This window comes from Flavobacterium sp. GW821-FHT11G01, assembly GCF_058808175.1.
Genome location: NZ_JBXARK010000002.1, coordinates 413,809 through 440,770 on the forward strand (window position 1 = coordinate 413,809; position 26,962 = coordinate 440,770).

Annotated in this window: 22 protein-coding genes; 10 read left to right on the forward strand and 12 right to left on the reverse strand. The window is 32.9% G+C overall.

Going from position 1 to position 26,962, the window contains the following annotated elements:
- Nucleotides 1-34: 34 nt before the first annotated feature.
- A complete protein-coding gene (locus tag AC1RRN_RS05625) occupies nucleotides 35-1,675 on the forward strand; it encodes a SulP family inorganic anion transporter (RefSeq protein ID WP_492966364.1) in 1,641 nt (546 codons plus the stop codon).
- Between the two features lie 130 nt (nucleotides 1,676-1,805).
- Nucleotides 1,806-2,444: a carbonate dehydratase gene (gene can, locus AC1RRN_RS05630; protein ID WP_492966365.1), complete on the forward strand. Its 639-nt coding sequence runs from the start codon at nucleotides 1,806-1,808 to the stop codon at nucleotides 2,442-2,444.
- Between the two features lie 48 nt (nucleotides 2,445-2,492).
- Here can and AC1RRN_RS05635 read toward each other — a convergent pair whose 3' ends face one another.
- Nucleotides 2,493-3,695 (reverse strand): LETM1-related biofilm-associated protein, encoded by a 1,203-nt coding sequence (locus tag AC1RRN_RS05635; protein ID WP_492966366.1) that lies wholly within the window; start codon nucleotides 3,693-3,695, stop codon nucleotides 2,493-2,495.
- A 105-nt stretch (nucleotides 3,696-3,800) separates the two neighbouring features.
- Nucleotides 3,801-4,328 carry a superoxide dismutase family protein gene (locus tag AC1RRN_RS05640; protein WP_492966367.1) on the reverse strand — a complete coding sequence of 176 codons (528 nt, stop codon included), beginning with the start codon at nucleotides 4,326-4,328 and terminating at the stop codon, nucleotides 3,801-3,803.
- A gap of 213 nt (nucleotides 4,329-4,541) precedes the next feature.
- Here AC1RRN_RS05640 and AC1RRN_RS05645 point away from each other — a divergent pair, with 213 nt between their 5' ends.
- From AC1RRN_RS05645 to AC1RRN_RS05660, 4 genes are all read left to right on the forward strand, one after another.
- Nucleotides 4,542-4,967 carry an META domain-containing protein gene (locus AC1RRN_RS05645; protein WP_492966368.1) on the forward strand — a complete coding sequence of 142 codons (426 nt, stop codon included), beginning with the start codon at nucleotides 4,542-4,544 and terminating at the stop codon, nucleotides 4,965-4,967.
- A gap of 38 nt (nucleotides 4,968-5,005) precedes the next feature.
- The gene (locus tag AC1RRN_RS05650) at nucleotides 5,006-5,527 is read left to right on the forward strand and encodes a DUF4251 domain-containing protein (protein WP_492966369.1); all 522 of its coding nucleotides are present in this window, start codon (nucleotides 5,006-5,008) and stop codon (nucleotides 5,525-5,527) included.
- A 44-nt stretch (nucleotides 5,528-5,571) separates the two neighbouring features.
- On the forward strand, nucleotides 5,572-6,489 hold the full coding sequence (locus AC1RRN_RS05655; RefSeq protein ID WP_492966370.1) for a transporter: 918 nt from the start codon (nucleotides 5,572-5,574) through the stop codon (nucleotides 6,487-6,489).
- 80 nt (nucleotides 6,490-6,569) lie between these two features.
- Nucleotides 6,570-7,061, forward strand: a complete 492-nt coding sequence (locus tag AC1RRN_RS05660) for a hypothetical protein (RefSeq protein WP_492966371.1) — start codon at nucleotides 6,570-6,572, stop codon at nucleotides 7,059-7,061.
- Nucleotides 7,062-7,133: 72 nt separating this feature from the next.
- Here AC1RRN_RS05660 and AC1RRN_RS05665 read toward each other — a convergent pair whose 3' ends face one another.
- The 7 genes from AC1RRN_RS05665 to AC1RRN_RS05695 all read right to left on the reverse strand — a co-directional run bounded on the left by AC1RRN_RS05665 (nucleotide 7,134) and on the right by AC1RRN_RS05695 (nucleotide 16,918).
- A complete protein-coding gene (locus tag AC1RRN_RS05665; RefSeq protein ID WP_492966372.1) occupies nucleotides 7,134-8,150 on the reverse strand; it encodes a glycoside hydrolase family 18 protein in 1,017 nt (338 codons plus the stop codon).
- A 409-nt stretch (nucleotides 8,151-8,559) separates the two neighbouring features.
- The gene (locus AC1RRN_RS05670) at nucleotides 8,560-10,365 is read right to left on the reverse strand and encodes an acyl-CoA dehydrogenase FadE (protein WP_492966373.1); all 1,806 of its coding nucleotides are present in this window, start codon (nucleotides 10,363-10,365) and stop codon (nucleotides 8,560-8,562) included.
- Between the two features lie 240 nt (nucleotides 10,366-10,605).
- Nucleotides 10,606-11,787, reverse strand: coding sequence for a thiolase family protein (locus tag AC1RRN_RS05675; RefSeq protein ID WP_055096034.1), 1,182 nt, complete (start codon nucleotides 11,785-11,787; stop codon nucleotides 10,606-10,608).
- Nucleotides 11,788-11,858: 71 nt separating this feature from the next.
- On the reverse strand, nucleotides 11,859-14,249 hold the full coding sequence (locus AC1RRN_RS05680) for a 3-hydroxyacyl-CoA dehydrogenase/enoyl-CoA hydratase family protein (RefSeq protein ID WP_492966374.1): 2,391 nt from the start codon (nucleotides 14,247-14,249) through the stop codon (nucleotides 11,859-11,861).
- 62 nt (nucleotides 14,250-14,311) lie between these two features.
- Complete coding sequence (locus tag AC1RRN_RS05685) at nucleotides 14,312-14,770, reverse strand: MarR family winged helix-turn-helix transcriptional regulator (protein ID WP_056193743.1); 459 nt, start codon at nucleotides 14,768-14,770, stop codon at nucleotides 14,312-14,314.
- Between the two features lie 227 nt (nucleotides 14,771-14,997).
- Nucleotides 14,998-16,029 carry a helix-turn-helix transcriptional regulator gene (locus AC1RRN_RS05690; RefSeq protein WP_492966375.1) on the reverse strand — a complete coding sequence of 344 codons (1,032 nt, stop codon included), beginning with the start codon at nucleotides 16,027-16,029 and terminating at the stop codon, nucleotides 14,998-15,000.
- Between the two features lie 250 nt (nucleotides 16,030-16,279).
- Complete coding sequence (locus tag AC1RRN_RS05695) at nucleotides 16,280-16,918, reverse strand: HD domain-containing protein (RefSeq protein WP_492966376.1); 639 nt, start codon at nucleotides 16,916-16,918, stop codon at nucleotides 16,280-16,282.
- 77 nt (nucleotides 16,919-16,995) lie between these two features.
- On the opposite strand from AC1RRN_RS05695, the gene AC1RRN_RS05700 reads away from it, so the two are divergent.
- Together AC1RRN_RS05700 and AC1RRN_RS05705 are read left to right on the forward strand one after the other, a co-directional pair.
- Nucleotides 16,996-17,496, forward strand: a complete 501-nt coding sequence (locus AC1RRN_RS05700; RefSeq protein WP_492966377.1) for a phosphatase domain-containing protein — start codon at nucleotides 16,996-16,998, stop codon at nucleotides 17,494-17,496.
- Nucleotides 17,497-17,726: 230 nt separating this feature from the next.
- Nucleotides 17,727-18,539: a hypothetical protein gene (locus tag AC1RRN_RS05705; protein ID WP_492966378.1), complete on the forward strand. Its 813-nt coding sequence runs from the start codon at nucleotides 17,727-17,729 to the stop codon at nucleotides 18,537-18,539.
- A gap of 352 nt (nucleotides 18,540-18,891) precedes the next feature.
- Here the strand turns inward: AC1RRN_RS05705 and AC1RRN_RS05710 are convergent, their stop codons facing one another.
- Both AC1RRN_RS05710 and AC1RRN_RS05715 read right to left on the reverse strand, forming a co-directional pair.
- Nucleotides 18,892-21,687, reverse strand: a complete 2,796-nt coding sequence (locus AC1RRN_RS05710; protein WP_492966379.1) for an SIR2 family protein — start codon at nucleotides 21,685-21,687, stop codon at nucleotides 18,892-18,894.
- A gap of 391 nt (nucleotides 21,688-22,078) precedes the next feature.
- Nucleotides 22,079-22,954 carry a hypothetical protein gene (locus AC1RRN_RS05715; protein ID WP_492966380.1) on the reverse strand — a complete coding sequence of 292 codons (876 nt, stop codon included), beginning with the start codon at nucleotides 22,952-22,954 and terminating at the stop codon, nucleotides 22,079-22,081.
- Between the two features lie 965 nt (nucleotides 22,955-23,919).
- Between AC1RRN_RS05715 and AC1RRN_RS05720 the strand changes: the two genes are divergently transcribed.
- Nucleotides 23,920-24,423: a hypothetical protein gene (locus AC1RRN_RS05720; protein ID WP_492966381.1), complete on the forward strand. Its 504-nt coding sequence runs from the start codon at nucleotides 23,920-23,922 to the stop codon at nucleotides 24,421-24,423.
- 41 nt (nucleotides 24,424-24,464) lie between these two features.
- Nucleotides 24,465-25,010 carry a 3'-5' exonuclease gene (locus AC1RRN_RS05725; protein WP_492966382.1) on the forward strand — a complete coding sequence of 182 codons (546 nt, stop codon included), beginning with the start codon at nucleotides 24,465-24,467 and terminating at the stop codon, nucleotides 25,008-25,010.
- A gap of 52 nt (nucleotides 25,011-25,062) precedes the next feature.
- On the opposite strand, the gene AC1RRN_RS05730 is transcribed toward AC1RRN_RS05725, so the two are convergent.
- Nucleotides 25,063-26,841 (reverse strand): AMP-dependent synthetase/ligase, encoded by a 1,779-nt coding sequence (locus AC1RRN_RS05730; RefSeq protein WP_492966383.1) that lies wholly within the window; start codon nucleotides 26,839-26,841, stop codon nucleotides 25,063-25,065.
- Between the last annotated feature and the right edge of the window lie 121 nt (nucleotides 26,842-26,962).

Here is a 26,962-nt window from a genome sequence, read left to right on the forward strand (position 1 = left end):
AGATCTTTAATGTATCAATTTTTAGTATTGTATTATGTCAAAAAAAATTAATCTTTTTGCCAACCTTAAATCTGATTTTGCTTCAGGTTTAGTGGTTTTTTTGGTGGCTCTTCCATTGTGTTTAGGTATTGCAATGGCTTCTGGGGCACCATTATTTTCTGGAATTATCGCAGGTGTTATTGGTGGTATTGTGGTAGGATTTTTAAGCCAGTCACATATTAGTGTATCTGGTCCGGCAGCTGGTTTAACAGCTATTGTTTTAACCGCTATCACTGATTTTGGTGCCTTCGATGTGTTTTTAATGTCTGTTTTTATTGCTGGATTAATTCAATTAGCATTAGGATTTTTAAAGGCCGGAAGTATTTCAAATTATTTTCCAACCAATGTAATCGAAGGAATGCTGGCGGGTATCGGGATTATTATCATCCTGAAACAATTACCACACGCTTTTGGTTATGATGCTGATTTTGAAGGTGATCAGGCTTTTATTCAGAATGATGGAAGCAATTCATTCTCCTTTTTATTCGATGTAATTAATCACATTCAATTAGGAGCTGTAGTTATTTCGTTAGTTTCACTTGTAATATTAATTGCCTGGGATAAGGTTCCTTTTTTGAAGAAATTAAAATTAGTTCCAGGAGCACTGATCGCCGTTGTTGCTGGTGTGGTTTTAAATGAAGTTTTTACTTCAACAGGAAGTTCATTGGCAATTGCAAAAGATCATTTGGTTTCTTTGCCAGTTCCAAAATCTTTTGACGAATTTAAATCAATTCTTATTACACCAAATTTTGCTGCAGTAACAAATCCACAGGTTTGGGTAGTTGGGGTTACAATTGCTATTGTGGCATCTATTGAAACTTTATTGTGTATTGAAGCTGCTGACCGAATGGATGTTCAAAAACGCTACACCAATACAAATATTGAGTTAAAAGCTCAGGGAATTGGTAATATCATTAGTTCACTTTTAGGAGGTTTACCAATGACATCTGTTGTGGTTAGATCATCTGCAAATAATAACGCAGGGGCAAAATCTAAGATGTCTACCATTATTCATGGTGTACTTTTATTGGTCAGTGTTTTGAGTATTCCGGCATTGTTGAATAAAATTCCGTTGGCTACTTTGGCTACTGTTTTGATATTAGTTGGATACAAATTAGCTAAACCGGCCACTTTCTTCCATTTTTGGGAAAAAGGAAAATACCAATTCGTGCCTTTTATTGCAACTCTAGTATTTGTTGTAGCAACAGATTTATTGAAAGGTGTTGCATTAGGAATTATCATCAGTATTATTTTTGTATTGAGAGGAAACCTGAAAAGAGCTTACAGCTTTAAAAAAGAAGAATACGAAGATGGAGATGTTATTCATATCGACTTAGCTCAGGAAGTTTCTTTCTTAAACAAAGCGGCTATCAAGTTGACATTGAATGAAATTCCTGAAAATTCAAAAGTGATTATCAACGCACACGATACGGAGTATATTGCACACGATGTTTTGGATTTAATTCGTGAGTTTAAAGAAACGCGTGCTATTGATGAAAATATCAAAGTAAAATTGAAAGGCTTTAAGAAAGCATACCAGTTAGAAAATACTCCGGACAAAGACAATCACGTTACGATCGAACATTATTATGATGTTGCGAAGAGAGCATTGGTTAAAAAGGAAACGTTAAAATAGAAATTTAAAACAAATTAAATAAATTAAGGGATTTCTAAACTGTGAGAATTATCAAAAATTAAATAACTTTACAGTTAGGTTACTTTGATATGTTTAAAACATGTAGAAATTCCATTTAAAATAAAAAAGAATGAGAAAGTTTTATGAGCAGTTATTGGAAAACAATAAAGAGTGGGTTGAAAAATCATTAGCATTAGACCCAAATTATTTCGCAGATTTGGCAAAAGGACAAACACCACCATTATTATGGATTGGATGTTCTGACAGCCGTGTTCCTGCAAATGAAATTATTGGAGCTAAACCAGGTGAAGTTTTTGTGCACCGTAATATTGCCAATATGGTCGTTCACTCAGACATGAATATGTTAAGTGTATTAGATTATGCAGTAAATGTTCTAAAAGTAAAACATGTTATTGTTTGCGGACATTATGGTTGTGGTGGTGTAAAAGCCGCAATGGGAAATATGTCTGTTGGAATCATCGACAACTGGATTCGCCATATTAAAGATGAATACCGTTTACATGACAAATACTTAAATTCAATTGAAGATGAAACAGAACGTTTTAATGCTTTTGTTGAAATCAATGCTAAAGAACAAGTTTATAACTTAGCAAAAACTTCGATTGTACAAGGAGCATGGAAAAATGGTCAGGATTTAATGCTTCACGGATGGGTTTATGGTTTGAATTCAGGTTTTGTAACCGATTTGAATGTAAACATTGCTTCGAATGATGAATTAGATGAGGTTTATCAATTGAGTAATCTATAAGAAGATAAATTATAAAAACAAAAAATCGCCTCAAAAGGGCGATTTTTTTTATTCGTTTTCGTCTAGATTTTCGTTGAAAGCTGATGGTAACATAGTTGGAATAAACTTTATTAATATCGGCAATAATAAACTTCCTCCGGGGAGTAAAAATATGGTAAGCGACGGAATCGTTTTACAAATATCCAAAAGCTGTTTTTTTACTTTTTTCTTTTCCTTAGCATCTAAATCTCTGGTCGTAGAATAGGCCAGCAGTACCATTAATTCTTTACTCTGAACTATTTCCTTAACTAATCTGTTTTTGTTTCTAATAATCAATTTTACGACGGTGTGTGTCATTTGATCATAAAAATGCTTTACAGGATTTGAATAGTTGAAATATGGAATTTTCTTTTTATGTGTCGTGATAAACAAATTGGTTGTATCAATACTATGCGTTACAAAATCATCAGAAACCCTCATCATTGATCCTAAAGAATATAAAAAGTAAGCCTCTTCATTCTCAACCACACCATCACTCCATAAAGCCATTCCGGCCATATCGATGAGGTAATAATGCTCTAGTTTATTAGTGAAATATTCTAATTGTAAAGTTTCTAAAGTATCAACAGTAACTTTTGAAAATTTTGAATAGCGTATCGAAGCTTCAAAAAGCTTAATTAATAAATCATCATGTTGCGATTTTATTGTTTTGGTTTTTAAAGCCAAACCAACAATTCCGAGAACAGTTTCTTCAATTCGTTTTAAATATTTTTCCGGTATTGAACCGTGTTCTAAATATTGTCTAAAAGCTAATACATCAATAAACAATAAAGCATTGGTTACGAGATGCGAAAAGTTTTTGCTAATAATACTGTCATTAGTCTGTACTCTCTGATCGATTATATTTTCTAATTCAAGCGAAGGTGTATCTTTTGGAAGCAAAATTTTAAGTAAACTAAACCCTTCCGGATTCATTTCTTTGTAAAATTTTAAAACTTCTCTAGTGAAATTATTGGGTTCAGAATTTCTTTTTTCCAGACAAAAAACACCATACAAGGTATTTAATAAGGCAATTTTAGAAATCTCAGTTTTAAACCAACCTTTTATCGGAATGGGAATTTGAGAATCAATTGAAATGATATGTCCATAAACAAATCCAGTTGCTCTGACTTTATCATAGAACGATTCATTAGTTTCAAAAGGTATAGCTTCTGAAAACTTTTGTTCGCTAAAAAACTTATCTATCCAACCTGGTGCCGATGGGTTAATCATTAACTTTTGTTTGAGGCTACAAAGCTATATTTTTTTCTTGTTTTAAAATTACTTTAAAAAGAAATAACCACTAGATTTTGTGAAAAAATAGTGGTTATTGTGTTTTTATTTGATGATCCCTGCGCAGGCAACCCTGCCACCAGCATTTCCGGTTGGTTGTGTCGTGAAATCATCTGTTCCCTGATGTACGATCAAACCTTTCCCTAAAACATCTTTGGTTGCATCACCACAACCTACACACCATTCGTCAGTTGTTAATGTAATGGTTCCGTTACCTTTTGCATCGGCAGTAAAGTTTCCAATATCACCTTTGTGGTATTCGCCAACTCCCCATTTTCCGTGTTTTTTAAAGGTAGGATTCCAGTGTCCGCCTGCAGAACTTCCGTCGGCAGCAGTACAATCTGATTTTTCATGAATGTGAATTGCGTGAACTCCTGGCTGTAATCCGGCAACTTTTGCAACAAAAGTTACTTTTCCGTTTTTCTCTGTAAAAGTGGCTGTTCCGCTTACGGTACTATTGCTTTTTGGCTCTAAATTTACAGTTAAAGTTTTGGCATCATTCGATTTTGTATTCGTCTTACAGCCAATAATTAAGGCAGTAATTATGGCGAAAGAAACAATTATTTTTTTCATATGTGAGGCTTTTAAATTAAAGATTAAGTAAATTTAACATAAAAAATACGATATAACTTTACGTCTTAAGTTAAAAAAATCTAAAACTATTAGCTGTATTTTAATAATAGTTTGAGGATGAAGACAAAAATATTGCTTAAATTCGTATAGACTTTTAACGAAAATTTTCCCAAGTTCGATTTTCTAATTCATTAATATTTAATCCTTAACGTTATGATGAAGAATATTTTTATCCTTATTTTTTTAACTACTATACTAATTTCGTGTAAATGCAAAAAAGTAGATTCGGTTTCTAAACTAGAAGGAAATTGGGAGTTAAATTATATTTCAGGTCCAAGAATAGCTTTTGATGGTTTATATCCGAATAAAAAACCAACATTAAATTTTGACGTGAAGGAAAACCATATTTCCGGAAACAGTAGTTGTAATTCTTTTAACGGCAAGCTGATTCTTGATGGAAACAAAATTGATTTCACCCAACCTATGGCAATGACAAAAATGATGTGTCTGGATGGGCAAGGAGAACAGGTATTTATGAGCACTTTGCAAAAAATAACTTCCTATGATGTAACGGGTGATGGCAAGACATTAAATCTTATTTCTGGTGATATTGCGATGATGCGATTTACCAAAAAATAGATTTATACTTTATTTATACTCTATTAAATATTTATTTTATGAAAAGTAAATTATCGATTTTATTAGTGTTACTGGGTTTTTTAAGTTTTCCGGTTTTGGCCCAGGAAAAAACAAAGAAAGAATTAAAAGCAGATAGAGAATTACAAAAACAAAAAGAAATTGAAGCATTAATTGATTCTAAAAATTTTGTTTTTGAAGCACAGAAAGCTACGCCACAAGGAGGCAGAATGCTGAATTTAGATTATAATACCTATTTTTTGAAATTTAATGCAGAGAAGACAACTTGCGATTTGCCTTTCTTTGGCCGCGCTTTTAATGTAGCGTATGGAGGTGATGGAGGAATAAAATTCGAAGGAATTCCCGAAGATGTAAAGATCGAAAAAAAGAAAAAATCGTATAATGTCAAAGCAACTGTAAAAGGTAAAGATGATGTTTATACGCTTTATTTTAATGTTTTTTATGATGGAGGAGCAACACTTTCTATCAGTAGTAATAACAGAGCATCGATTTCATATGATGGAGAAATTGAAGCTCCAAAAACGGATGAAAATAAAAAATAAGAAGAGTGTTTTATTTTTAATATTATATCTGAATTCTTCCATTTATGCCAAAAAAAACTTTCTTCGTTCAGATTAAGAAATATCATTTTGTGATGTTATTTTCCATGGGAATATCTTCCGCTTTTAGTCAGGATCTGGAACCCAGGGTTTATGCCAATGTTCCAACAAAACTTAATGTTGTAGCAGCGGGTTATGTTTTTATGAACGGTAATGTGCTGACAGATCCATCATTGCCAATTAAAGATTTTACACTTCAAAGTCATAATATGGCTTTAAATTACATTAGGACATTTGCATTATCAAATAAACTTACCCGTATTCAGGTTGCTTTGCCGTTTACTTTTATGGATGGATCTGCTGTTATCAGCGATCAGCTGATTACGGGTTCGAGAACTGGTTTTGCTGACATGAAAGTACGTTTTGGAATTAATTTATTGGGTTCTCCTGCACTTGATAAATCTGAATTTAGAAAATTTGAGCAGAAAACTATTTTGGGAGTTAGTTTGGTTACTTCGATACCAACAGGAAGGTATTATGAAGATAAGCAAGTTAATATTGGTACTAATCGCTGGGCTTTTAAACCCGAAATTGGTGTATCTAAGCGTTTTACTCATGTCTATGCCGAAGCTTATGGGGGTATCTGGTTTTACACCGATAATAATGATTATTTAGGAAAAAAATTAGAACAAAAACCTACCTATAGCCTTCAGGCTCATGCGAGCTATTATTTTAAAAATCAAATGTGGGTAGGTTTTAATACAACTTGGTTTTTTGGCGGAAAAACTATAACTGACGGTGTATCAGATAATAGTCAAATTGATAATTGGCGCGTAGGAGCGACGTTTTCTACTCCAATTGCAAAAGGACAATCATTAAGGTTTCAGTATCATATTGGGGCTTACACTAATAACGGCTTAAATTATTACGCTTTATCTGCGGTTTATCAATATTCGTTTTTTTAGGGTAAACGGTGTGTAATGTGTTTGAAATCAGTGAATTTAGAATGCGTAATTAAATAGAAACAATTTTAAAATCTAAAACTATGAAAAAATTAAGTGTTATTCTTGTTATGGCAATTGCGTCGTTTTCATCGTATGCTCAATCTTCATTTAAAGAAGATGTAGATTTAGTTCAAAGTATTTATGGGAAGTCTAAAAGCGATCTTGTAAAACAATATATGAATTTGTCTGATGCACAATCTGCTGCTTTTACAAAAGTCTACGAAAATTATGAAACGGAGCGTAAAGCATTAGGACAAACAAAATTTAAACTTATTGAAGATTATGCTGCAAACTATGCAACATTAACAGATGAAAAAGCAGATGAATTGGCAAAAGGAACTTTAAAAAATAATCAGGATTATGAGAAGTTATATTCTAAAACTTATGGTCAGGCTAAAAAAGCAATAGGAGCAATAAATGCTGCAAAATTTATTCAGTTAGAGGTTTATTTACAGACGGTAATTCGTAACGAAATTCAGGAGTCTATACCTTTTATTGGAGAATTGGATAAAACAAAAGTTCAAAAAATGTAATTTCTGATTATTACTATAAAAAAGACGGCAGTTATAAATCTATAACTGCCGTCTTTTATTTTTAAAGAATACTTATTTTGAGGTTTTAACTTCATAAATAGCATTTACCATTCCGTTACGAGTCGCATCTAAAGGTAATTCCCAAAACATAATTCCACCCAATTTTTTAGATTTTACATATTCTGTTTTAGCTTTTATAGAAACTAAGTCATCTCCCGTTGCAAATGTTTTTTCTTTTTCATTGTACCAATAAGGCGCTTTGGCTTTATCATCCCAAAAATATTTCCAGCCATTTGCTTCTGTATAGAATGATCCAAAATCTTTAAAAGAAACACCCTGAATATGTTCACCCGCCTGATATAAACCATTGTTGATGTTTTCTACATTTTTCCATGTTCTGGTATAAAAAGCACCACCAATAATTAATTTTTCAGCAGGAACTCCCTGATTTAGTAAATAAGTAACCGCTCTGTCTGTCGATTCTTCATTTGGCTTTGTGCTGTATAATGGAGTATGATGTCCGGTAACTTTAGAATATCCGTTAACTAAATCATAACTCATGATGTTAATGCGATTTACAAGTGGCGATACCGTTTTCCAATCAATAGATTCATCTAAGTATTTTTGAAAACCACCAGCAGCAAAACTCAATTCATATTTTTTTCCTAAAGTCGAACGTAAAATTTTGATTAATTCTGTAAAATTTGGTTTGTCAGCAGCTTGATATAAATGTCCCGGAAGCCCTTCAATTGCAGGATATTCCCAATCTAAATCTAATCCATCAACTTTAAAATAGTTACTCACTTCTTTTACTGACTTTGCAAAAGTTAATCTTCCTTCAGGAGTTGAAAATGCTGCAGAACAAGGTTCACAACCACCCCAGCCACCAAGAGACAGGACAATTTTAAGTTGTGGATTTTTAGCTTTTAAAGAAACCAAATGTTTAATAGTGATAGAATCTTTAGGAGAGTCAACACTTAGTTTACCGTTTTTTAAATGGCAAAAACTAAAGATAATTTGATCCAGTTTGTTAACTTCATATTCGTTAATCAATTTGTCATCGCCCGTGTAGTAAGCGATGATGTCCATTTTTTTGTTTTTTTGTGCAAAAATATTTGTAGTACAAAAGCACAGTAACAAGAAAGCAATTAGATTAATTTGTTTCATTATTTTATGTTTTTTTGAGTTTTTTGAATGTTAAATATAATGCAATACATTTAATATTTAACTATGTTGTCTGCATCACAAAGTTAATTTTAACGAAAATTTGCAAATTGTTGCAAAAATATTGCGGCTTAAACATAATTTTCAGAGATTATTTAATCCTGTAATTTGTGGTAAAAACTACTTATATACACTGTGATTAGACGCACTGCAATGCGCCTCTACATTAAATGAACTTACATCACTTATATGATGAAAAAACAAAAAAATAAACCCGCACAGTTTCGGACTTGTGCGGGTTTAAACAAATTAAAAGCTAAAAACTATTTTTGTATTAGAAGCAGTATTCGTTTTCTGCAACTAACTTAGAAGTAATCGTTTCTCTTAATGCCACAACATTTGGATTGTTTGTGTATTTTGTAAAACGTTTTAATCCCATTAACATCATACGTTGTTCGTCACCTTCAGCAAAAGAAATAATTCCTTCTTTTCCTCTAGAGTTAACAATATCTACAGCTTTGTATAAGTATAATTTTGCCATTGCAATTTGCTCTTGTACTTTAGCTTCACCCTGAGTTTTAGCTAATTTTTCAGTTCTAAGAATAGTACTTTCAGCCATGTAGATTTCGATTAAAATATCAGAAGCAGCCATTAATAACTGTTGGTGAGAATCTAAATCCGGACCGTATTTTTGAACAGCGCTACCAGCAACCATTAAGAATACTTTTTTCAGGTTTGCGATAATTCCTTTTTCTTCAGCAAATAATTCAGAGAAATCAGGAGTATCAAAAGATGGAATTCCCATTAATTCTTCCTGAACTTTCATTGCAGGTCCTAATAAATCAACGTGGCCTTTCATTGCTTTTTTGATCAACATACCGACAGAAAGCATTCTGTTGATTTCGTTAGTTCCTTCATAAATTCTAGCGATACGAGCATCTCTCCAGGCACTTTCCATTGGAGTATCTTCAGAGAATCCCATTCCACCAAAAATCTGAATTCCTTCATCAGCACAAGATTGTACGTCTTCAGAAACGGCTACTTTCAAGATCGAACATTCGATAGCATATTCTTCAACACCTTTCAATTCAGCTTCCTGATGAGAAGTTCCTTCTGCTTCACGAGCAGCAATTCTGTCTTCGATATCTTTTGCAGCTCTGTAAGAAGCACTTTCTCCAGCGTATGCATTAGTTGCCATTTCAGCTAATTTAGAACGGATCGCTCCAAAAGATGAAATTGCAGTGTTAAACTGAATTCTTTCGTTAGCATATTTTACTGCATTTGAAGTAACTCTACGTTGAGCATCTAAACAAGCAGCAGCCAATTTAATACGACCAACATTCAAAGCATTCATTGCAATTTTGAAACCGTTTCCTCTTTCAGACAACATGTTTTCAACAGGAACTTTAGTATCGTTGAAGAAAACCTGACGAGTAGAAGAAGCACGAATTCCTAATTTGTGCTCTTCTTCATTCATAGAAATTCCGTTTGACGGATCGTTTTCTACGATGAAACCTGTAATGTTTTTATCATCTCCAATACGAGCAAAAACGATGAAAACCGAGCAGAAACCTGCATTCGAAATCCACATTTTTTGACCTGTAATTAAATAATGAGTTCCGTCTTCAGATAAAACTGCTTTAGTTTTTCCTGAGTTAGCATCAGATCCTGCACCTGGTTCAGTTAGACAGTAAGCTCCAAACCATTCTCCGGTAGCCAATTTCGGAACGTATTTTTTCTTTTGTTCTTCAGTACCATAAAGAGTAATTGGCATAGTTCCAATTCCTGTGTGAGCACCAAAAGCAGTTGAGAAAGATCCTGTAGCACCAGAAATGTAATCGCAAACTAACATTGTAGATACGAATCCCATTCCTAATCCACCGTATTCTTCAGGAACTGCAACTCCAAGAAGTCCTAGTTCACCAGCTTTACGCATAGATGATTCTGTGTAAGCGTAATCTTTTTTCTCAAAACGATCTTTATGCGCCCATAATTCTTTGTCAACGAACTCTTTTACGGAGTCACGCATCATTAACTGCTCTTCAGAGAAATCTTCTGGTGTAAAGATATCTTCGCACTTTGTTTCTTTAACTAAAAACTGACCACCACGAGTCACGTTTTTTTCGATTGTATCTGCCATTGCTTTTGTTTTTTGTATATTTTTTATTTTATAACCTTGTATAATTTAGTCTTTCCGGCTTTTTTGTCATTCCGAGGAACGAGGAATCTCCACAAGTAACTCGACAACGATTGGCAAACTATGCGGATAATCGTCGCGGAGATTCCTCGTTCCTCGGAATGACAAACGAGATGGTTACTTTGTCGATTCTCGAGTGTGATTTCTCCTTCGTCGAAATGACAAATAGGAGAGAATACTTTCTTATAATACCTCGTAAATTCCAGCGCTTCCTTGTCCAGTTCCCACACACATCGAAACGATTCCGTATTTGTTACCTCTGCGTTTCATTTCATCAAATAACTGAACAGAAAGTTTAGCTCCTGTACATCCCAGAGGGTGACCCAAAGCGATTGCTCCACCGTTTACGTTTACAATTTCCGGGTTAATGTTTAACTCGCGAGTTACTGCTAAAGCTTGTGACGCAAAAGCCTCGTTTAATTCAATTAACTCGATATCGTTTAATGTTAATCCCGCTTGTTTTAAAGCTTTCGGAATTGCTTTTACAGGCCCAATACCCATAATTCTTGGCTCAACGCCAGATGAAGCAAAATTTACTAATCTGGCAATTGGCTCAAGGTTTAATTCTTTAACCATGTCCTCACTCATGATTAAAACAAAAGCAGCACCATCACTCATTTGTGATGAATTACCTGCTGTTACGCTTCCGTCGGCAGCAAAAACGGGTCTCAATCCAGCCAAAGCGGCAACTGATGTTCCGGCTCTTGGACCTTCGTCTTGTTTTACAACGTATGATTTAGTTTCTTTTTTTCCATTTTCATTGATGAAAGTCTGTTCAACAGTAATCGGAACGATTTGTTTGTCAAATTTTCCTTCAGCCTGAGCTTTCAAGGCTTTCATATGAGAGTTGTAAGCAAACTCATCCTGATCTTCTCTTGAGATTTTATATTGATTAGCCACCGCCTCAGCAGTTAAACCCATTCCCCAATAGTAATCTTCGTGACCTGCAGCAGCAACTTTATAATCCGGAGTTGGTTTGTAACCTCCCATCGGAATAAAACTCATACTCTCTGCACCACCAGCGATAATACAATCTGCCATTCCTGATTGGATTTTAGCAGTCGCCATTCCGATAGTTTCTAATCCAGATGCGCAATAACGGTTAACTGTTACACCAGGAACATCTTCAACTTTTAATCCCATTAAAGAGATCAAACGTCCAACGTTTAAACCTTGTTCCGCTTCCGGCATGGCATTTCCTACCATAACGTCGTCGATACGTTTTTTGTCAAAATCAGGCAGTTCATCCATCATAAACTGAATAGTTTCTGCTGCTAATTCATCAGGTCTTTTAAATCTAAAAACACCTTTTGGAGCTTTTCCAACTGCTGTTCTATATGCTTTTACTATATATGCTGTTTTCATGTTTTTTCTTGTTTAGATGAAAGAAGAAAGAGTCAAGAGAAAAGACTTTTCTTGCTTCTTGTTTCTTGTCTCTAGTTTCTTAATGGTTTTCCTTTAGTTAACATATATTGAATTCTCTCCAAAGTCTTACGCTCTGTACAAAGAGATAAGAAAGCTTCACGTTCGATATCTAATAAGTATTGTTCAGATACTAAAGTTGCTTCAGATAAATCACCACCAGCCATTACGTAAGCCAGTTTGTTAGCAATTTTCTTGTCGTGCTCAGAAATGTATTTTCCAGCTTCCATTTGATCTGTTCCAACTAAGAACATACCTAAAGCTTGTTTTCCTAATACCTTAACATCAGTTCTTCTGATTGGCTGCGTATAACCAGCTTCAGCCATTAACAAAGCATGTTTTTTAGCTTCAGCAATCTGACGATCTTTGTTTACTACGATAACATCTTTTCCATGTTGAAGAAGTCCAGTGTCAAAAGCTTCATAGCCAGAAGTCGAAACTTTAGCCATAGCGATTGTCAAGAAATACTCTTGAAGAACGTTTAATTCCACATCGTTTTTACGGAATAAATCTGAAGCTCTTAAAGCCATTTCTTTAGATCCACCACCACCAGGAAGTACACCAACACCAAATTCAACTAATCCCATATAAGTTTCTGCAGCAGCAACCACTTTATCAGCGTGTAAGCTCATTTCGCATCCACCACCAAAAGTCATTCCGTGAGGCGCCACTACCACTGGAATTGAAGAATAACGAACGCGCATCATCGTGTCCTGGAACAATTTGATTGCCATGTTCAATTCGTCGTATTCCTGCTCAACTGCCATCATGAAAATCATTCCGATATTAGCACCAACAGAGAAATTCGCTGCCTGATTACCAATAACTAAACCTTGGTATTCTTTTTCAGATAAGTCGATTGCTTTATTGATAGCCTGAAGTACATCGCCACCAATTGTATTCATTTTAGATTGGAATTCTAAGTTCAGGATTCCGTCTCCTAAATCCTGAATAATTGCACCACTATTACTCCAAACTTTTTTGCTTTCGCGGATGTTGTTTAGGATAATGAATGAATCTTGTCCAGGAACTTTTACTTGTGATTTTGTCGGAATGTTGTAGAAATAAGTTGCTCCTTCTTTAACAGAGTAGAAACTTTCGCTTCCAGAAGCTAACATTTCAGTAACCCATGCAGCTGGCTCTAAACCTTCAGCTTTCATGATTTCGATTCCGTTGGCAACACCAATTGCATCCCAAATTTCGAATGGACCATTTTCCCATCCAAAACCAGCTTTCATGGCATCGTCAATTTTGTATAATTCGTCTGAGATTTCAGGAATTCTGTTTGACACATAAGCAAACATTCCGGCGAAACTCTTACGATAGAATTCTCCCGCTTTGTCTTTTCCTTTTACTAAAACTTTAAAACGATTGATTGGTTTATCAATAGTTTTTGTTAGTTCAAGTGTTGCAAAATTTGCTTTTTTCGCAGCGCGGTATTCTAATGTATCTAAGTCTAAAGACAGAATATCTTTATCTACTTTTTTATAAAAACCTTGTCCGGTTTTGCTTCCAAACCATTTATTTTCCATCATTTTATTGACGAAATCAGGAAGTTTGAACAATTCGTGTTGTTCGTCGTTCGGACAGTTTTCATAAATACCGTTGGCAACGTGTACCAAAGTATCTAAACCAACAACGTCAACTGTACGGAAAGTAGCCGATTTTGGACGACCAATTACTGGACCAGTCAATTTATCAACTTCTTCAATCGTTAATCCCATTTCTTTTACCAAGTGGAATAAACTTTGGATTCCGTAAATACCAATTCTGTTTCCAATAAACGCCGGAGTATCTTTAGCAACAACCGAAGTTTTTCCTAAGAATTTAGAACCGTATTCGTTTAAGAAATCCAAAACTTCAGTTGAGGTTTTTGGACCAGGAATAATTTCAAATAATTTTAAGTAACGCGCAGGGTTAAAAAAGTGAGTTCCGCAGAAGTGTTGTTGAAAATCTTCGCTTCTTCCTTCGCTCATAAAATGAATTGGAATACCAGAAGTATTTGATGTAACCAAAGTTCCCGGAGTACGGAATTTCTCGATTTGTTCAAAAACCAGTTTCTTGATATCCAAACGCTCTACAACAACCTCAATAATCCAGTCAACATTAGCAATTTTTGCCATGTCATCAGTTGTATTTCCAGTTGTAATTCTGTTAGCAAATTTTTGACTGTAAATAGGAGACGGTTTCGATTTTAATGAATTCGCCAGGTGCTCGTTTACCACACGGTTGCGAACAACTTTACTTTCAAGCGTTAATCCTTTTTTAGCTTCAGCTTCTGTCAACTCGCGCGGAACGATGTCAAGCAGTAAAACTTCAACACCAATGTTGGCAAAATGACAAGCTATTCCTGAACCCATAATTCCGGATCCAATTACAGCAACTTTTTTAATTGTGCGTTTCATAATTTGTTACTATTTGTTTTTTGTTTTGAATTGAAATAAGCCGTCTCCATTTTCGAATCTGCTTATTCCTTTTCTTTGTTTTCTGTTTGGGTAAATATGTTTTTGTCCTGAATCAATTCGTTGATGATTTCAGAAACTTCGATAAAATGTTTCAGCTTTTCGTCTGAAACATGTTTTCTAACCGTTTCATTAAATTTCAGAACTGTATTTTTAGATAAATCTCTTTTTTCTTTTCCAAATTCGGTCAGGTAGATTAAAACACCACGGCCGTCAGATGGATTTTTTTTGCGAACAATCAAACCTTTGTCTTCCATTGATTTTAATGTTCTGGTAAGGCTTGTGGCTTCCATTCCCATTCTTGGTCCTAAGGCAGTCGAAGGCGTTCCTTCTTCTTTGTCGATACTCAAAAGTGCAAATCCCGTCGCCATTGTGGCATCATACTTTGCAGCTTCTTCGTTATACATTCTTGAAACAGCTTGCCATGTCGCTCTCAAAATATAATCTATTGTTTTGTCTTTCATAGGTAACTATATCGATTTCAAATATAATCAAAAAATACTATGCATGCATATTATTTTAAGATAAATTTTTGGTTAATAAATTTTTTGTTCTGGTTTTCAGTGTTTTATGGTTATTTTTAATTTGAAATATACTATTCTTTTTTTAGATTTTAACAAATTTATTGCGGTAAAAATTGTTTTATGACTTTAAAACAAGGTTAAATTCCATATAATGTAAAAATTCATGTTTATAATGCAGTATTATTATCCAATTCGTATTTAGAAAGTGCCTTTTGCAGTATTTTTTGCATTCGGTTTCGAAGGTTTTCTGGACGAAGAATTTCAATTCCGTCGCCAAAACCCAATAAAATGCGTTCCATTTCATAATTAGGAGAAATAAACAAATGCACAATGATACTTCCGTCTTCATTTTCCTTAATCAATCGTTGTGACGCGTGTAGCGGTTTTGTCAAAACATAAGGCGCATTTACAGCATCAATCCAAAGTTCGATTCTTCTGGTTTGAGAACCGGTATTTACCGTCACGCCAATTACATTCTTATAGAATAAATCGGCATCAAAATCTTCCTCTATATAAGGTAGGTTAAAATCGTAGTCAATTGCCAGAATTCTGTCCAAAGCCAAGTTGGTAATCGGTTGTGAAGCTTTCTTTTTTCCGACCAAAAACCAACGGTTATTAAATTCCTTCAATATAAAAGGATGAAAATTGAATTTGTTTTCTTCTATCGATTTAAAAGATTTGTACGTAATGACAAGCGTAACTTTCTTAATAATCGCCTGATAAATCTCGTCCAAAAAATGCAGCCCTTTCAGATTCTCATTTTTATCCAGATAAATAACCGGTTTCGTATGCGATTTCTCCGCATATATTTTATCTTCCAAACGCTGTAAAATATCCGAAACATCGCTAAACAAAGAGAAATCTTTAAACTGTTTCAACATCGAAACCGTTTCGGTTAAAACATTCATATCCGTTTCCGTCAGTGGAATATCGGTTATCGAAAATTCGTCCTCTTCATATTTATAATACTTTTTATCGTAAACGACAATTGGCGCATTATAACCTAATTTTTCACTTCGCATCAGCTGAATATCCATCTGAATAGTTCGTTTGCTGATCGGGTTTTGCCGACCTTCATATTCAAACAAAGCTTCAGAACAACATTCAATCAAGTCTTCCAATGTCCATTGCCGGTATTTATTCTGCAGACATTTGTCAATTGTTTTGTAACGTATTAAGGCGTTTTTGTTTTGTGACATACTGTATGTGTTTTTGCTCGCAAAGTCGCGAAGTCGCAAAGTTTTTTTTTAAGCCACAGATTATAAGGATTAAAAAGATTTTTACTCATTTTTGTCATCCTGAGGAACGAAGGATCACACAAGAAACTCTACAAAGATTGGAAATTCTCTTTGAGGAATATTGGATGTGATCCTTCGTTCCTCAGGATGACAAACAGTGCGTTTAATTAATACTTAAATAAAAACTTTGCGACTTCGCGACTTTGCGAGATTATTTTTTGCTTTCTAAAATGCCTATCTCCTTTTCAATATTAACTCGTGCCTTCTCTTCATACAATTTCCTGAATTCATCCGTTTGAAAAATAAATTCATTTTCCAGAAAATGTTTCAAAGCTTTTGCGCGTCCAGGCTTATAAAGAAAATCAGGATAAATGCGATATTCTTTTCTAATTTGTTCAAAGTAGGTTTTATAATCATCCCAATCTCTGGCGAGAATTTTAAGGTCGAAATCAATTAGCCAGTTAATATCTTCGACTTTATTATGCTGATGCTGTTGCGTCGCACAAATCGCATCAAAAACCAATTCCGAATTCAAAGCGATTTCTTTCGGAAGAATCTTGATTGCATATTCGGCACTTTTTAATTCGTTGTCTTTTTTACTGCTTACATAAATGTAGTCATGATAAAAAATCGAATACAAAACTTCATTCGGAAATTGAAGCTGATCAAAATACGTTTCATAACAGACAATCATATCTTGTATATGTGTCAGATTATGATAATGTCTTGATTTTTTGGAATAAGCCTTTTCTAAATCAAGCCAGTTTTGCTGAATCTCATTTTCTCCGAAACCAATTTTCAGGAGCAATTCGGTATATTTATCTTTAAGATTCATGTCGTTTTTTCTCAAAAATAACGATTCTTTTTTACTGCGCAAAATAATTGCGTAGTAAAGTAAAACCTTTGTGCTATCAAAAAAACGGAACTATGAAAAGTGAAAATTCGAAAAATAAAGCAAGATTAAAAAATAGAATTATAAAAGACGAACCAACATATTGCGAGCAAAATCCAGATTTACCAAAAGCAATCATCTGCGATCTCGACGGAACATTAGCCTTAATGAACGGCCGAAATCCTTTTGATGCCAGCAAATGCGATAATGATCTGTTACATCATCCAGTCGCCAATCTTTTAAAGAATTACAAAACCTTAGGATATAAAATACTACTGGTTTCCGGAAGAGAGAATATTTATAAAGAACCCACATTGCGTTTCCTCGAAAAACATGAAATTGTATTCGATGAATTGTTAATGCGAAAAGCCAAAGACTACCGAAAAGATTCGATCATAAAAACTGAAATCTATAATGATTTTATAAAAGGAAAATACTTTATAGAATTTGTTTTAGATGATAGAAATCAGGTAGTTGATACCTGGAGAAGAGATTTAAAATTGCCTTGTTTTCAGGTTTATTATGGGGATTTTTAATTTTGAGGTTCAAAGGGGCAGAGGTGCAGAGGGACAGAGGTTTTTCCTCATTTTATGTCATTTCGACGAAGGAGAAATCACACTAGAAACTCCGCAATCAAAATCACCAATCTTTGTCGAGTTACGAGTGTGATTTCTCCTCCGTCGAAATGACAAACACCGCTTAAAAAACTTTGTGCCTTAGTGCCTTCGTGGCATTAAAATACTTTAATTTGCCGAAAAAAAACTTAATGAAATTTATACAGCAGAGAACCATAATTTTAAAGTCACTTATTGCAGCATTGGCCATATTAATAATTAAAAATTTTGTCTTCAAAAACCTTTCTTTTTACGGACAGGATTTTCACGATTTGATCGAGCTGTCTGATATCACGATTATTTTTACCGGAGCCTTTTTTGTATTCGGATTATTATTGGCCGCCACGATGACCGATTTTAAAGAAAGTGAAAAAATCCCAGGCGAAGTTGCTTCGAATCTCGAAGCGATCAAAGATTGGATTTATCTGGCTTTCAAGGCGCCAAGAACAGGAACTTCTGATTTGTGCAAGGAAGAATTGAATAGCACTTTTTTACGCGAGCAAATGATCACAGTTACCGATGGTATTATTGCATGGATTTATTCCAGCGGAAAAGATTCTACCGTTATCTTTCCCTTAATTCGTAAATCAAATGAGATTGCGTATTATTTTGCAGAAAGAGGTGTCGATAAAGAAGCCATAAAAGGCATACAGGAAAATACGAATGCCATGCGAAAACAGCTTACCCGTGCCTATTCGATTTCGAGAAACAACTTCATCAAACCGGCTTATACCTTGCTGCAAAGTATTTTGTTTATCGTGATGTCGCTTTTACTGATAACCAAATTCAAAAGCCCTTCAGCCGATTATTTGGTAACTTCTGCCATTACGTTTTTGTTTTGCTATTTGTATTTATTAATTAGCGGTTTAGACGATCCTTTTGATATTCTCAACGGAGATACTAATGTCGATTTGAAACCTATTGATCGTTTTAAGCAACGATTGTGTTCGGATTTTTTGGTTTGAAAACAGGACTGCTTTTGATCGATTAATAGTAAGAAACTAGGTCTATGACAGACTTTATTTATAGCCTTTAAAATCAGGTATTTTTACTGGGTTTAAAGGCTTTTTGTTTATTAATATTTGAAAACAATCATGAAACGGAAATACTACAGAATAAAGATTATGATTTCAATTTTATATACAAACGCAAATCTAATTATTATAACATTTTAAAAAAAAACAGATATTATTGAATTAATTGTTTAGTAATATAACAGTTTATTGATATGAAATTAAAAAAGCTTGAATTACTATGTTTTTCAGTTTTATTATTTAGTTTTTGAAGGATTGTAAAGTATAATGATTTATTCATTAGTTATTTCATTATTTGATTGTATTTTGCTGTTAAAGCTAAAAATTCTGGCTCATTTTTAAACTTATGTTTGATATCAGGATAAAGAGAATTAACATTTCCGCCATCTTGAAGACAGTTTTCTAAAAGTTTATAGAAATTTATGTTATCACCCATAGTACCATATATTGTTGCTTTTGTACCAATAAAGTTATATTGTTTTTTTAACTCTTCAGCTTTTTTAATGTATTCAAATGCTTTATCAAAATTTCCTATCAAGCGGTAGTAATTACTATAAGAATTGTAAATTTCTCCTTTGTCTTTAGCTAAAGACTCAGCATGTTGAATATCTAGTAACGCTTCATCACATTTTAATAAAGCTAGATAATTCGAAGCTCTATGAAGGAAAAACTCATCTGATTTTTTATCAAGTTTAATAGCGAGATTTACATCATCGATTGATTTTGTGTATTCTTCTTCATCATGATGGGACAGAGACCTATTATAATAATAGGTATCTACTTTGGAATTTAAATTTATTGCCTCTGTAAAATCTGTAATTGCGTTTTTAGTATAACCTAATTTTTCGTTAGATATTCCTCTATAATTATAGTATAAATCCGCCTTACTGTCAATTGCAAGCAATTGATTTGCCATATCTAAACAAATACTGTATTCTTTTTTTTCATTATAATATAAAACAAAAAGCTTTGATAAATTGCTTTCATTGTTGGGGTCCTTATCCTTTATTTTAATTCTTAAAGAAAACTCATTGTCTTTTTCTTTATTATTATGAAAACAATTCGCAAGATTTAATAAATTTGCTAAATCATTTTCATCTAATTTTAAGGCTTCTTTATAGTTAATTATAGCTTGTGACCATGTTTTTTCTTGCATAAAGTGTGATCCTAAAGCAGAATATTTTTGTTTTTGATTTAATAGATAATCTTTTAAAGGTGTTTCTGTTAATTTAAGCTGTGACTTAAGTTTCTCTTCATGCTTATATTTCGGAAAATATTTGTAGAAACTAATTATTTCTTGAACATATATTGAATAAGGATAGAAGAATGAATTATAATTTAATATTTGATTGAAGTTATTTAAAGATTTTTTGTTTCCTTCGTTATCACTGTCATCTTTTTCGTCTTGGCTACTACATATTAGATATTTTACCTGATCTGGTATAGGTGCTTGATTTAAAAATGTAATAAACTCTTCAATATCATCTCCTTCATATGTTTCATATACTAAGTCAAAAGCTGGGTTTTCTTCTTGATGATATGGAAAAAAATAATTAAATGGACTATCATTAAAATAAGGATTATCAAATAGTTCCTCGTTAACCATAGAAATATTATTTAATCCAATGTTAAAAACTTTTATTATTGTAGAACAAGCTTCTTGTATTCTTAAATTTTGATTTAAGGATTTAATTTTGGTTTTAGTGGAATTAAGTCTGAGCCATTTATTTCCTAAATGATTTAATATAATAAATAATGAAGTGATTGCTTTTTGCCATACTTTTTCTTCGTTATCATTAATAAAATCTATAAGTATAGTTATTTTTTGTTCATCAGCTTTGTTAAAGTGGATTAAGCTACAACAGATTGCGCTGACAATAACACTTCTATCATGCCACTTATATTTATCAACATTATTTCTTATGTATTGGATTTGTTCTAAAGTGTGACTATTTAATATTTGAGAAGAATAAATAGTTTCAAATAATATTTGTAAATCGCTATCTCTGAATGGTTTGTCGACTTCTTGGAGATAATCTATTTTTCCAAATAATAATTTATCTAGTTTATTTCTTAAATCTTTAAGTTCTTTTATAATTTCTTTATTACTTGGATCATTTAGTAAATCATTTGTTTTCTTAGCAATAAGTTCAACAATATTATTTATATCATCCGTTGTTAATTCTTTTTCTTCGATTTCTCCTTCAACAATTGTTAACACTTTAGTCTGTTCTATTTCGGATTTTATTTTTTTTAATTCTAAGAGATATTCATGTAGGCTTTCATTCCAATCATTAATTTTTATTGAGGTAATGTCATATTCTATAAAATCTTCATTTTTAGTTGTAAAAACAAAATGTTCATTAACTGTATATCCTTTATAAATCTTCTTTATTTTCGTAAATAAGTCATTTACAAAAGGATCAGATAGACTAAACCCTATAAAAAGCAAAGTTTTATCTTTAAAATAGGTAGTTAGTGCATCATTGTTATAATTGTCATTATTATAAATATCTTGATAATCACTTTCAAAAAGAATTATATTATTTGGATTCTCATAATCTCCATGAATTTTATATAAAAATTGAGCATCTTTGGATTGGCTATTTAAAACTTGAAAGGCATTACTATTATCAAAAATTTTTGGAGATATTAACGCATCTTTATATTTCTCTAATGTACTATCGTAATTTGTTGTAACTAATTTTTGGGATATTTTCCACAATAAATTATGAACTAAAGATTCAGTAGGAAGTTTTTCACTGATAGCTTCAATTATGGTATTAATTAATTCTTTAGATTTTATTTTATAAGTTGAGCCGTGTTCTACATCATTTTCTATTTTATTTAGTGCATCAAATAACGATTTACCACTTTGAACTCCGGTTAATATATTTTTAAAATTTATTGCAGACGTTTCACCATACTTACTATTCAAATTTTTAAGTATATCTTCAATTAATTTTTGCCAAGAAGGAAAACCTAATGGCATTGAACAACCAGCACCGACAAATATGACTAAGTTGTCTTTTTTAATCGCATCTTCTAGTTTTGGTGGAATGGTTAAAATTTTGGTCATATTTTTATAGTAAAATTCAAAAATACATTTTTACATTTAATTTGCAGTTTATTTTTGTTAAATTAAAGAGAGTAATTTTTCGTATTTATAGTTCAGTCGAAAAACCATACCAAACCTTAGTATTACTTGAAAAATCAGTCGAAGGAAAAGTAATTCAATCTTTAATAAGACCAGCTCTGTGAAGTCTCCCTACTTATTAATTGCCATTTCAATAAAACCCAAAAAGATGTAAATCACTTTGCGCATTTTCTATATAATTAATTTTAGAATATTACTTCCCTTTCAACAATTTCTCTAAATATTCGACCTGTTCTTTCTCATCCAAAACAAAATATTTATAAAAATTAACAATTTTCAAGAAGATTAAAAGTATAAACAGCATTAATTAAAATCACGAACCAATCACATTCTCAACAGGCTTCAATCCACCAAAATCCCCAACCGTCCTCTTTACAAACTTCAAATAAATAAAATACTCCACAAAAGGAATAATCAGAAACAAAAGAAAAAAAAGCAATTCGTGTTTCAGGATTTCATTAAAGATAAGATCAAGTCCGGCTTGTAATTTTCGCCCCATTTCAGATTGTATGGAGCGTTCAATTCGTTGAGGTTCTATTTGATCTAGTTTTTGTAAAAGCGCTTTGAATTTAGCGTAATCAATATCTTTTACGTTTTTCATGTCGGCTTTGTCGTCAACAACTTTCATGAAGCCGTAAACGCAGGCGCTGTAAACTTCCGATTCGTATTTTTGAAGCAAATACGAAGTTGACGAATTCTTAAAGTTATCTACGGATTGTAAACCGCTGTTGTTTTGTTTGATATAAAGCGCCAAAGCTTGTGTCAAAGATTTACTGACATCTTCTGAAGAATTAGAAAGCAGCTGAAGCGAATGCAGAAAATCTTTTTTCTCCTTTTCAGATGAAAAAGTTGTTCCTATTGTTTTTGAATAAATGTTGGCGGTTATGTTTTTGTTTTCTGATTTCAAAACAGATTTTCCTCCATATAAGAGGCCAATCATAGCAAAGAAATAAAGGAAAACAATCATAAAATACGGAATCCAGAGTTTGGCAATCCAATTGTAATATTTTCGGTCACGACTGAAAATATTTTTTCGGTATAAAAAGACATTGAAAATGATTCCTAAAATAAGGCCCAGAATAATAAATAAAATCGTCCAGAATATAAACCAACCAATATTGGGTAAAATAAATTGTTTCGAAAATTCCCAAACTTCAGACCAAACAATACTGTCGATATATTCTTTCATAGTTTCATTTAAGTGAGATAAAAATAATCAAAACTTTCATTTAAACTAAAATATAGAGTAGAAATGAATAGGTTTTATTTGTTGTAATTTTAACAATAATAGGAAGAAAAGTTATATTAAATGAAAATATATTTTATATTTGTACTATAATAAAAACGAAAAATACAGATGATACTTTCAGCAATCCTAAAATTTGACTATTCAGCCGGAAATTCTCCAGTTGAAATGGCAGAATGCTATTTGTATTTGTATGAAATTGAAATATAGATTTGAAATTTACATTCAACATAAAATATAAAAGCATCCTGATTTCGGGATGCTTTTTTTGCTTTAACACAATTCCCAGTTCCGAAGTTTCAGAATCAGGATTGGGTAAGAAAACAGAAAATGAAAGAAAAATCAGCTTTAACTAAAAACGATTAAAAAAAATAATTAACCAAATGTTACATGATTAAACTTAAAAGCAAAATATAGTCTTGAAAAGTAATCTGATTGAAAGATAGTCACTTGACCAAAACAGCCATCTGCACCAGTATGCGGACAGGAATTTCTTTGTTTTAATTTTCGATATAACTAATTGATAGTCAGAAAAATAATCTTAAAAAGTATTTGGATAATTGATTTTTTCGACTTTATATTTGCCAAAGAAATGTCAACATAGAATTTCAAACAACAGTAATGATTTCAAAATATAATACAACATATAAAATGGATTTTAATACTAACATATATAACGGAAAAACTTTAGACGCCAGTTCGCGTCTGGAATGGACTATCATGTCGGTGCATCACTATAGGCATAGGATAATTTATATTATCGTATTTGTTATGAAGCACCTTTTATCGGGTGCTTTTTTTATGCCCTTGCGTTTTGCCACGAAGGCACAAAGGCACAAAGAGAATAAACTTAGAGCCTTAGTGCCTTAGTGGCAAAAAAAAAATAATAATAAATAAAAAAATATACAATGAGTACAATATTAAAAAAATACAAAAAAGCGATTAAAATTCAATACGAGATCGAAAAAAAAGGGAAATACTTTGATTATTTGCAAAGTCCTTCTCGTGCAAAGCTTCGTGATTTGTGCTGGCTTATTTTCGAAAATAACGCAACTCAGGATGACCTGAATGTTTTTAAAAATTTATTTTCTTTAGATTTTGATCATACCAAAAAGAATAAGTTTAAAGAACAAAAAGATAAGTTCAGACCTATTGAAACTTTCTTTAAAGGCGAAACAGATCCGGCAAATATTGATGCAATTAATATGGCAGCAATTATGGTCGATTTTCAACCTCGTCCTTTTAAAAAGTTTTATGAAGCATGTAAAAATGAAGAGACAAAACAGATTGAAAATACCGATAAAGCTACCGCAGTTATGGAAAGCGGGAAAGAAGTCATAAACATTTTCAAATGGCGGAAACGTTATAAAACAATCGAAAGAAATCTTCGTCAGTTAATCGCTCTTTTTTAGAAAGAGAATTAGAAATATTAAAATATTAAAAAAGTAAAAAAATGAAAATTACAGATAAAATTATTATTATCGATTTAGAAGCCACATGTTGGCAAAGTGCTGTGCCTCAGGGTCAGGAAAATGAAATTATTGAAATTGGATTGGCAGTTTTGGATTCGGAAACGGGTGCAATAACACAAAATCAGGGTATTTTGATCCAACCGCAACGCTCCAGTGTGAGTCCGTTTTGTACAGAACTGACGACGATTACCCAGGATTTACTGGATAAAAACGGAGTGCGTTTTGAAGAAGCAATTGAGAAATTAGTTGACGAATACAATCCTGATTTATATACCTGGGCAAGTTACGGTCAGTACGATCTTAATATGCTTAAAAAGCAATGTAAATCATTCGGAATTCCCTATCCAATGGCCAACGAACATATTAATGTAAAAGTTTGGTTTGGAGAAAAATTCGGTCTGCAAAAACCAACCGGAATGAACGGAGCTTTGCATTTACTGGATATTCCGCTGGAAGGAACACATCACCGTGGAATTGATGATGCAAAGAATATTGCCAAAATTTTAACTTGGTGTTTGCGCAATTAAAAAAGGCTGTCCTTGGGAGACAGCCTTTTCATTGGTTAATTATTTTGGAATTTTAATCGTGACCATAGATTTTAGCGTAAAGATCTTTGTAAATTTCTTTGATGATCTTACGTTTTAACTTCAGCGTAGGAGTAAGTTGTCCGCCGTCGATTGACCAAACATCCGGAGTCAACTCAAAACGTTTGATTTTTTCCCAGTTTCCAAATTTCTCATTAATTGTTTCAACTTCTTCGTCGATACGCTTAATTACTTCCGGATTTGCACTTATTTCAGCATTTGTACTTCCTAAAGTTATTTTATGAAGCTTTGCCCATTCTTTTACAAATTCAAAGTTAGGCTGAATAAAAGCAGCCGGCATTTTTTCACCATCTCCAATAACCATAATCTGCTCGATAAAACGAGATTGTTTCATGGCATTTTCAATTAGCTGAGGTGCAATATATTTTCCACCAGAAGTCTTGAACATTTCTTTTTTACGATCTGTAATTTTCAGGAAACCTTCGCTGTCAATTTCACCAATATCTCCCGTGTGGAAATAACCGTCTTGCAATGCTTCTGCTGTTTTTTCAGGATCTTTAAAATAACCTAACATTACGTTTGGTCCTTTGCAAAGAATTTCTCCGTCTGCAGCGATTTTAACTTCTACATTACGAATTACTTTTCCAACAGTTCCAATCTTGAAACCTTTGTTTCTTTGATCGTTTACGGCAATTACCGGAGATGTTTCAGATAAACCGTAACCTTCCATAACCGGAATTTCTGCAGCAGCAAAAACTCTTGTTAAACGGGGTTGTAAAGCAGCACTTCCTGAAACCATTAAATCTAAATTTCCTCCCAAACCTTCTTTCCACTTGCTGAAAATCAATTTGCGGGCAATTTTTAATTGAAATTCATACCAGAAACCATTGGCTCCGTATGGTTCGTATTTTAAACCTAAATCAATAGCCCAGAAAAACAGTTTTTTCTTGATGCCTGTTAATTCAGTTCCTTTAGCATAAATTTTATCGTAAACTTTTTCTAAAAGTCTTGGTACAGCCGTAATTACAGTCGGACGAACTTCTTTTAAGTTATCACTGATTTTATCAATTGATTCTCCAAAATAAACCGAAACACCATAATATTGATAGATGTACAAAATCATTCTTTCAAAAATATGGCAAATAGGCAAGAAGCTCAAAGCCGTACTTTTTCCCGGATCAAACGGAATTCTTGGTGCACTGTCTAAAACATTAGAAACAATGTTTTTGTGCGAAAGCATAACACCTTTTGGTCTTCCTGTTGTTCCGGAAGTATAAATAATAGTGGCTAAATCGTCAGTTTGAATACTGTCTTTTCTGGCTTCAACTTCATTTTGATTGCTTTGGTCTTCACCAAGCGCCAATAAATCGCTCCAGTGTTTACAACCTGGAATTTCATTAAAAGAATACACTTCTTTTAAAGTCGGAACATTGGCTTGTATTAATCGTACTTTTTGAAGTACTTCATCATCAGATACAAAACAGTAAATACTGCCACTGTGATTTAATATATATTCGTAATCTTCTTCAGAAATGGTTGGGTAAATAGGTACGTTCTGAGCACCAGTCTGCAGAATACCAATATCCATAACATTCCATTCGGTACGGTTATTTGAGGTGATTAAAGCGATTTTATCATCTTTCTGAACGCCCATGCGCAATAATGCTCTCGAAACAGCATTGGCTTTTGCAATATATTCTTCGCTAGATGTTTTTTCCCAGACCCCGTCTTTTTTTGTTGCCAAAGCAACAGGAAGGTTATAAGTTTCTTGTTGATAATAGGGAAAATCAAAAAGGCGTGTGATTGAAACCATGTTTAATATGTTGAATTTTATCGCAAATTAAATAAAAAATAGGTATAATTTTTAATTTTATGAAATTTTATGGGAAAATTTATAGGGACTCTTGAAAATCAACGAAAACGTTTTCTTTTTT

Coding starts and splice junctions, on each gene's coding strand:
- AC1RRN_RS05625 (WP_492966364.1), top strand. CDS start 35: ATGTCAAAAAAAATTAATCTTTTTGCCAACCTTAAATCTGATTTTGCT.
- can (WP_492966365.1), top strand. CDS start 1,806: ATGAGAAAGTTTTATGAGCAGTTATTGGAAAACAATAAAGAGTGGGTT.
- AC1RRN_RS05635 (WP_492966366.1), bottom strand. CDS start 3,695: ATGATTAACCCATCGGCACCAGGTTGGATAGATAAGTTTTTTAGCGAA.
- AC1RRN_RS05640 (WP_492966367.1), bottom strand. CDS start 4,328: ATGAAAAAAATAATTGTTTCTTTCGCCATAATTACTGCCTTAATTATT.
- AC1RRN_RS05645 (WP_492966368.1), top strand. CDS start 4,542: ATGATGAAGAATATTTTTATCCTTATTTTTTTAACTACTATACTAATT.
- AC1RRN_RS05650 (WP_492966369.1), top strand. CDS start 5,006: ATGAAAAGTAAATTATCGATTTTATTAGTGTTACTGGGTTTTTTAAGT.
- AC1RRN_RS05655 (WP_492966370.1), top strand. CDS start 5,572: ATGCCAAAAAAAACTTTCTTCGTTCAGATTAAGAAATATCATTTTGTG.
- AC1RRN_RS05660 (WP_492966371.1), top strand. CDS start 6,570: ATGAAAAAATTAAGTGTTATTCTTGTTATGGCAATTGCGTCGTTTTCA.
- AC1RRN_RS05665 (WP_492966372.1), bottom strand. CDS start 8,150: ATGGACATCATCGCTTACTACACGGGCGATGACAAATTGATTAACGAA.
- AC1RRN_RS05670 (WP_492966373.1), bottom strand. CDS start 10,365: ATGGCAGATACAATCGAAAAAAACGTGACTCGTGGTGGTCAGTTTTTA.
- AC1RRN_RS05675 (WP_055096034.1), bottom strand. CDS start 11,787: ATGAAAACAGCATATATAGTAAAAGCATATAGAACAGCAGTTGGAAAA.
- AC1RRN_RS05680 (WP_492966374.1), bottom strand. CDS start 14,249: ATGAAACGCACAATTAAAAAAGTTGCTGTAATTGGATCCGGAATTATG.
- AC1RRN_RS05685 (WP_056193743.1), bottom strand. CDS start 14,770: ATGAAAGACAAAACAATAGATTATATTTTGAGAGCGACATGGCAAGCT.
- AC1RRN_RS05690 (WP_492966375.1), bottom strand. CDS start 16,029: ATGTCACAAAACAAAAACGCCTTAATACGTTACAAAACAATTGACAAA.
- AC1RRN_RS05700 (WP_492966377.1), top strand. CDS start 16,996: ATGAAAAGTGAAAATTCGAAAAATAAAGCAAGATTAAAAAATAGAATT.
- AC1RRN_RS05705 (WP_492966378.1), top strand. CDS start 17,727: ATGAAATTTATACAGCAGAGAACCATAATTTTAAAGTCACTTATTGCA.
- AC1RRN_RS05710 (WP_492966379.1), bottom strand. CDS start 21,687: ATGACCAAAATTTTAACCATTCCACCAAAACTAGAAGATGCGATTAAA.
- AC1RRN_RS05715 (WP_492966380.1), bottom strand. CDS start 22,954: ATGAAAGAATATATCGACAGTATTGTTTGGTCTGAAGTTTGGGAATTT.
- AC1RRN_RS05720 (WP_492966381.1), top strand. CDS start 23,920: ATGAGTACAATATTAAAAAAATACAAAAAAGCGATTAAAATTCAATAC.
- AC1RRN_RS05725 (WP_492966382.1), top strand. CDS start 24,465: ATGAAAATTACAGATAAAATTATTATTATCGATTTAGAAGCCACATGT.
- AC1RRN_RS05730 (WP_492966383.1), bottom strand. CDS start 26,841: ATGGTTTCAATCACACGCCTTTTTGATTTTCCCTATTATCAACAAGAA.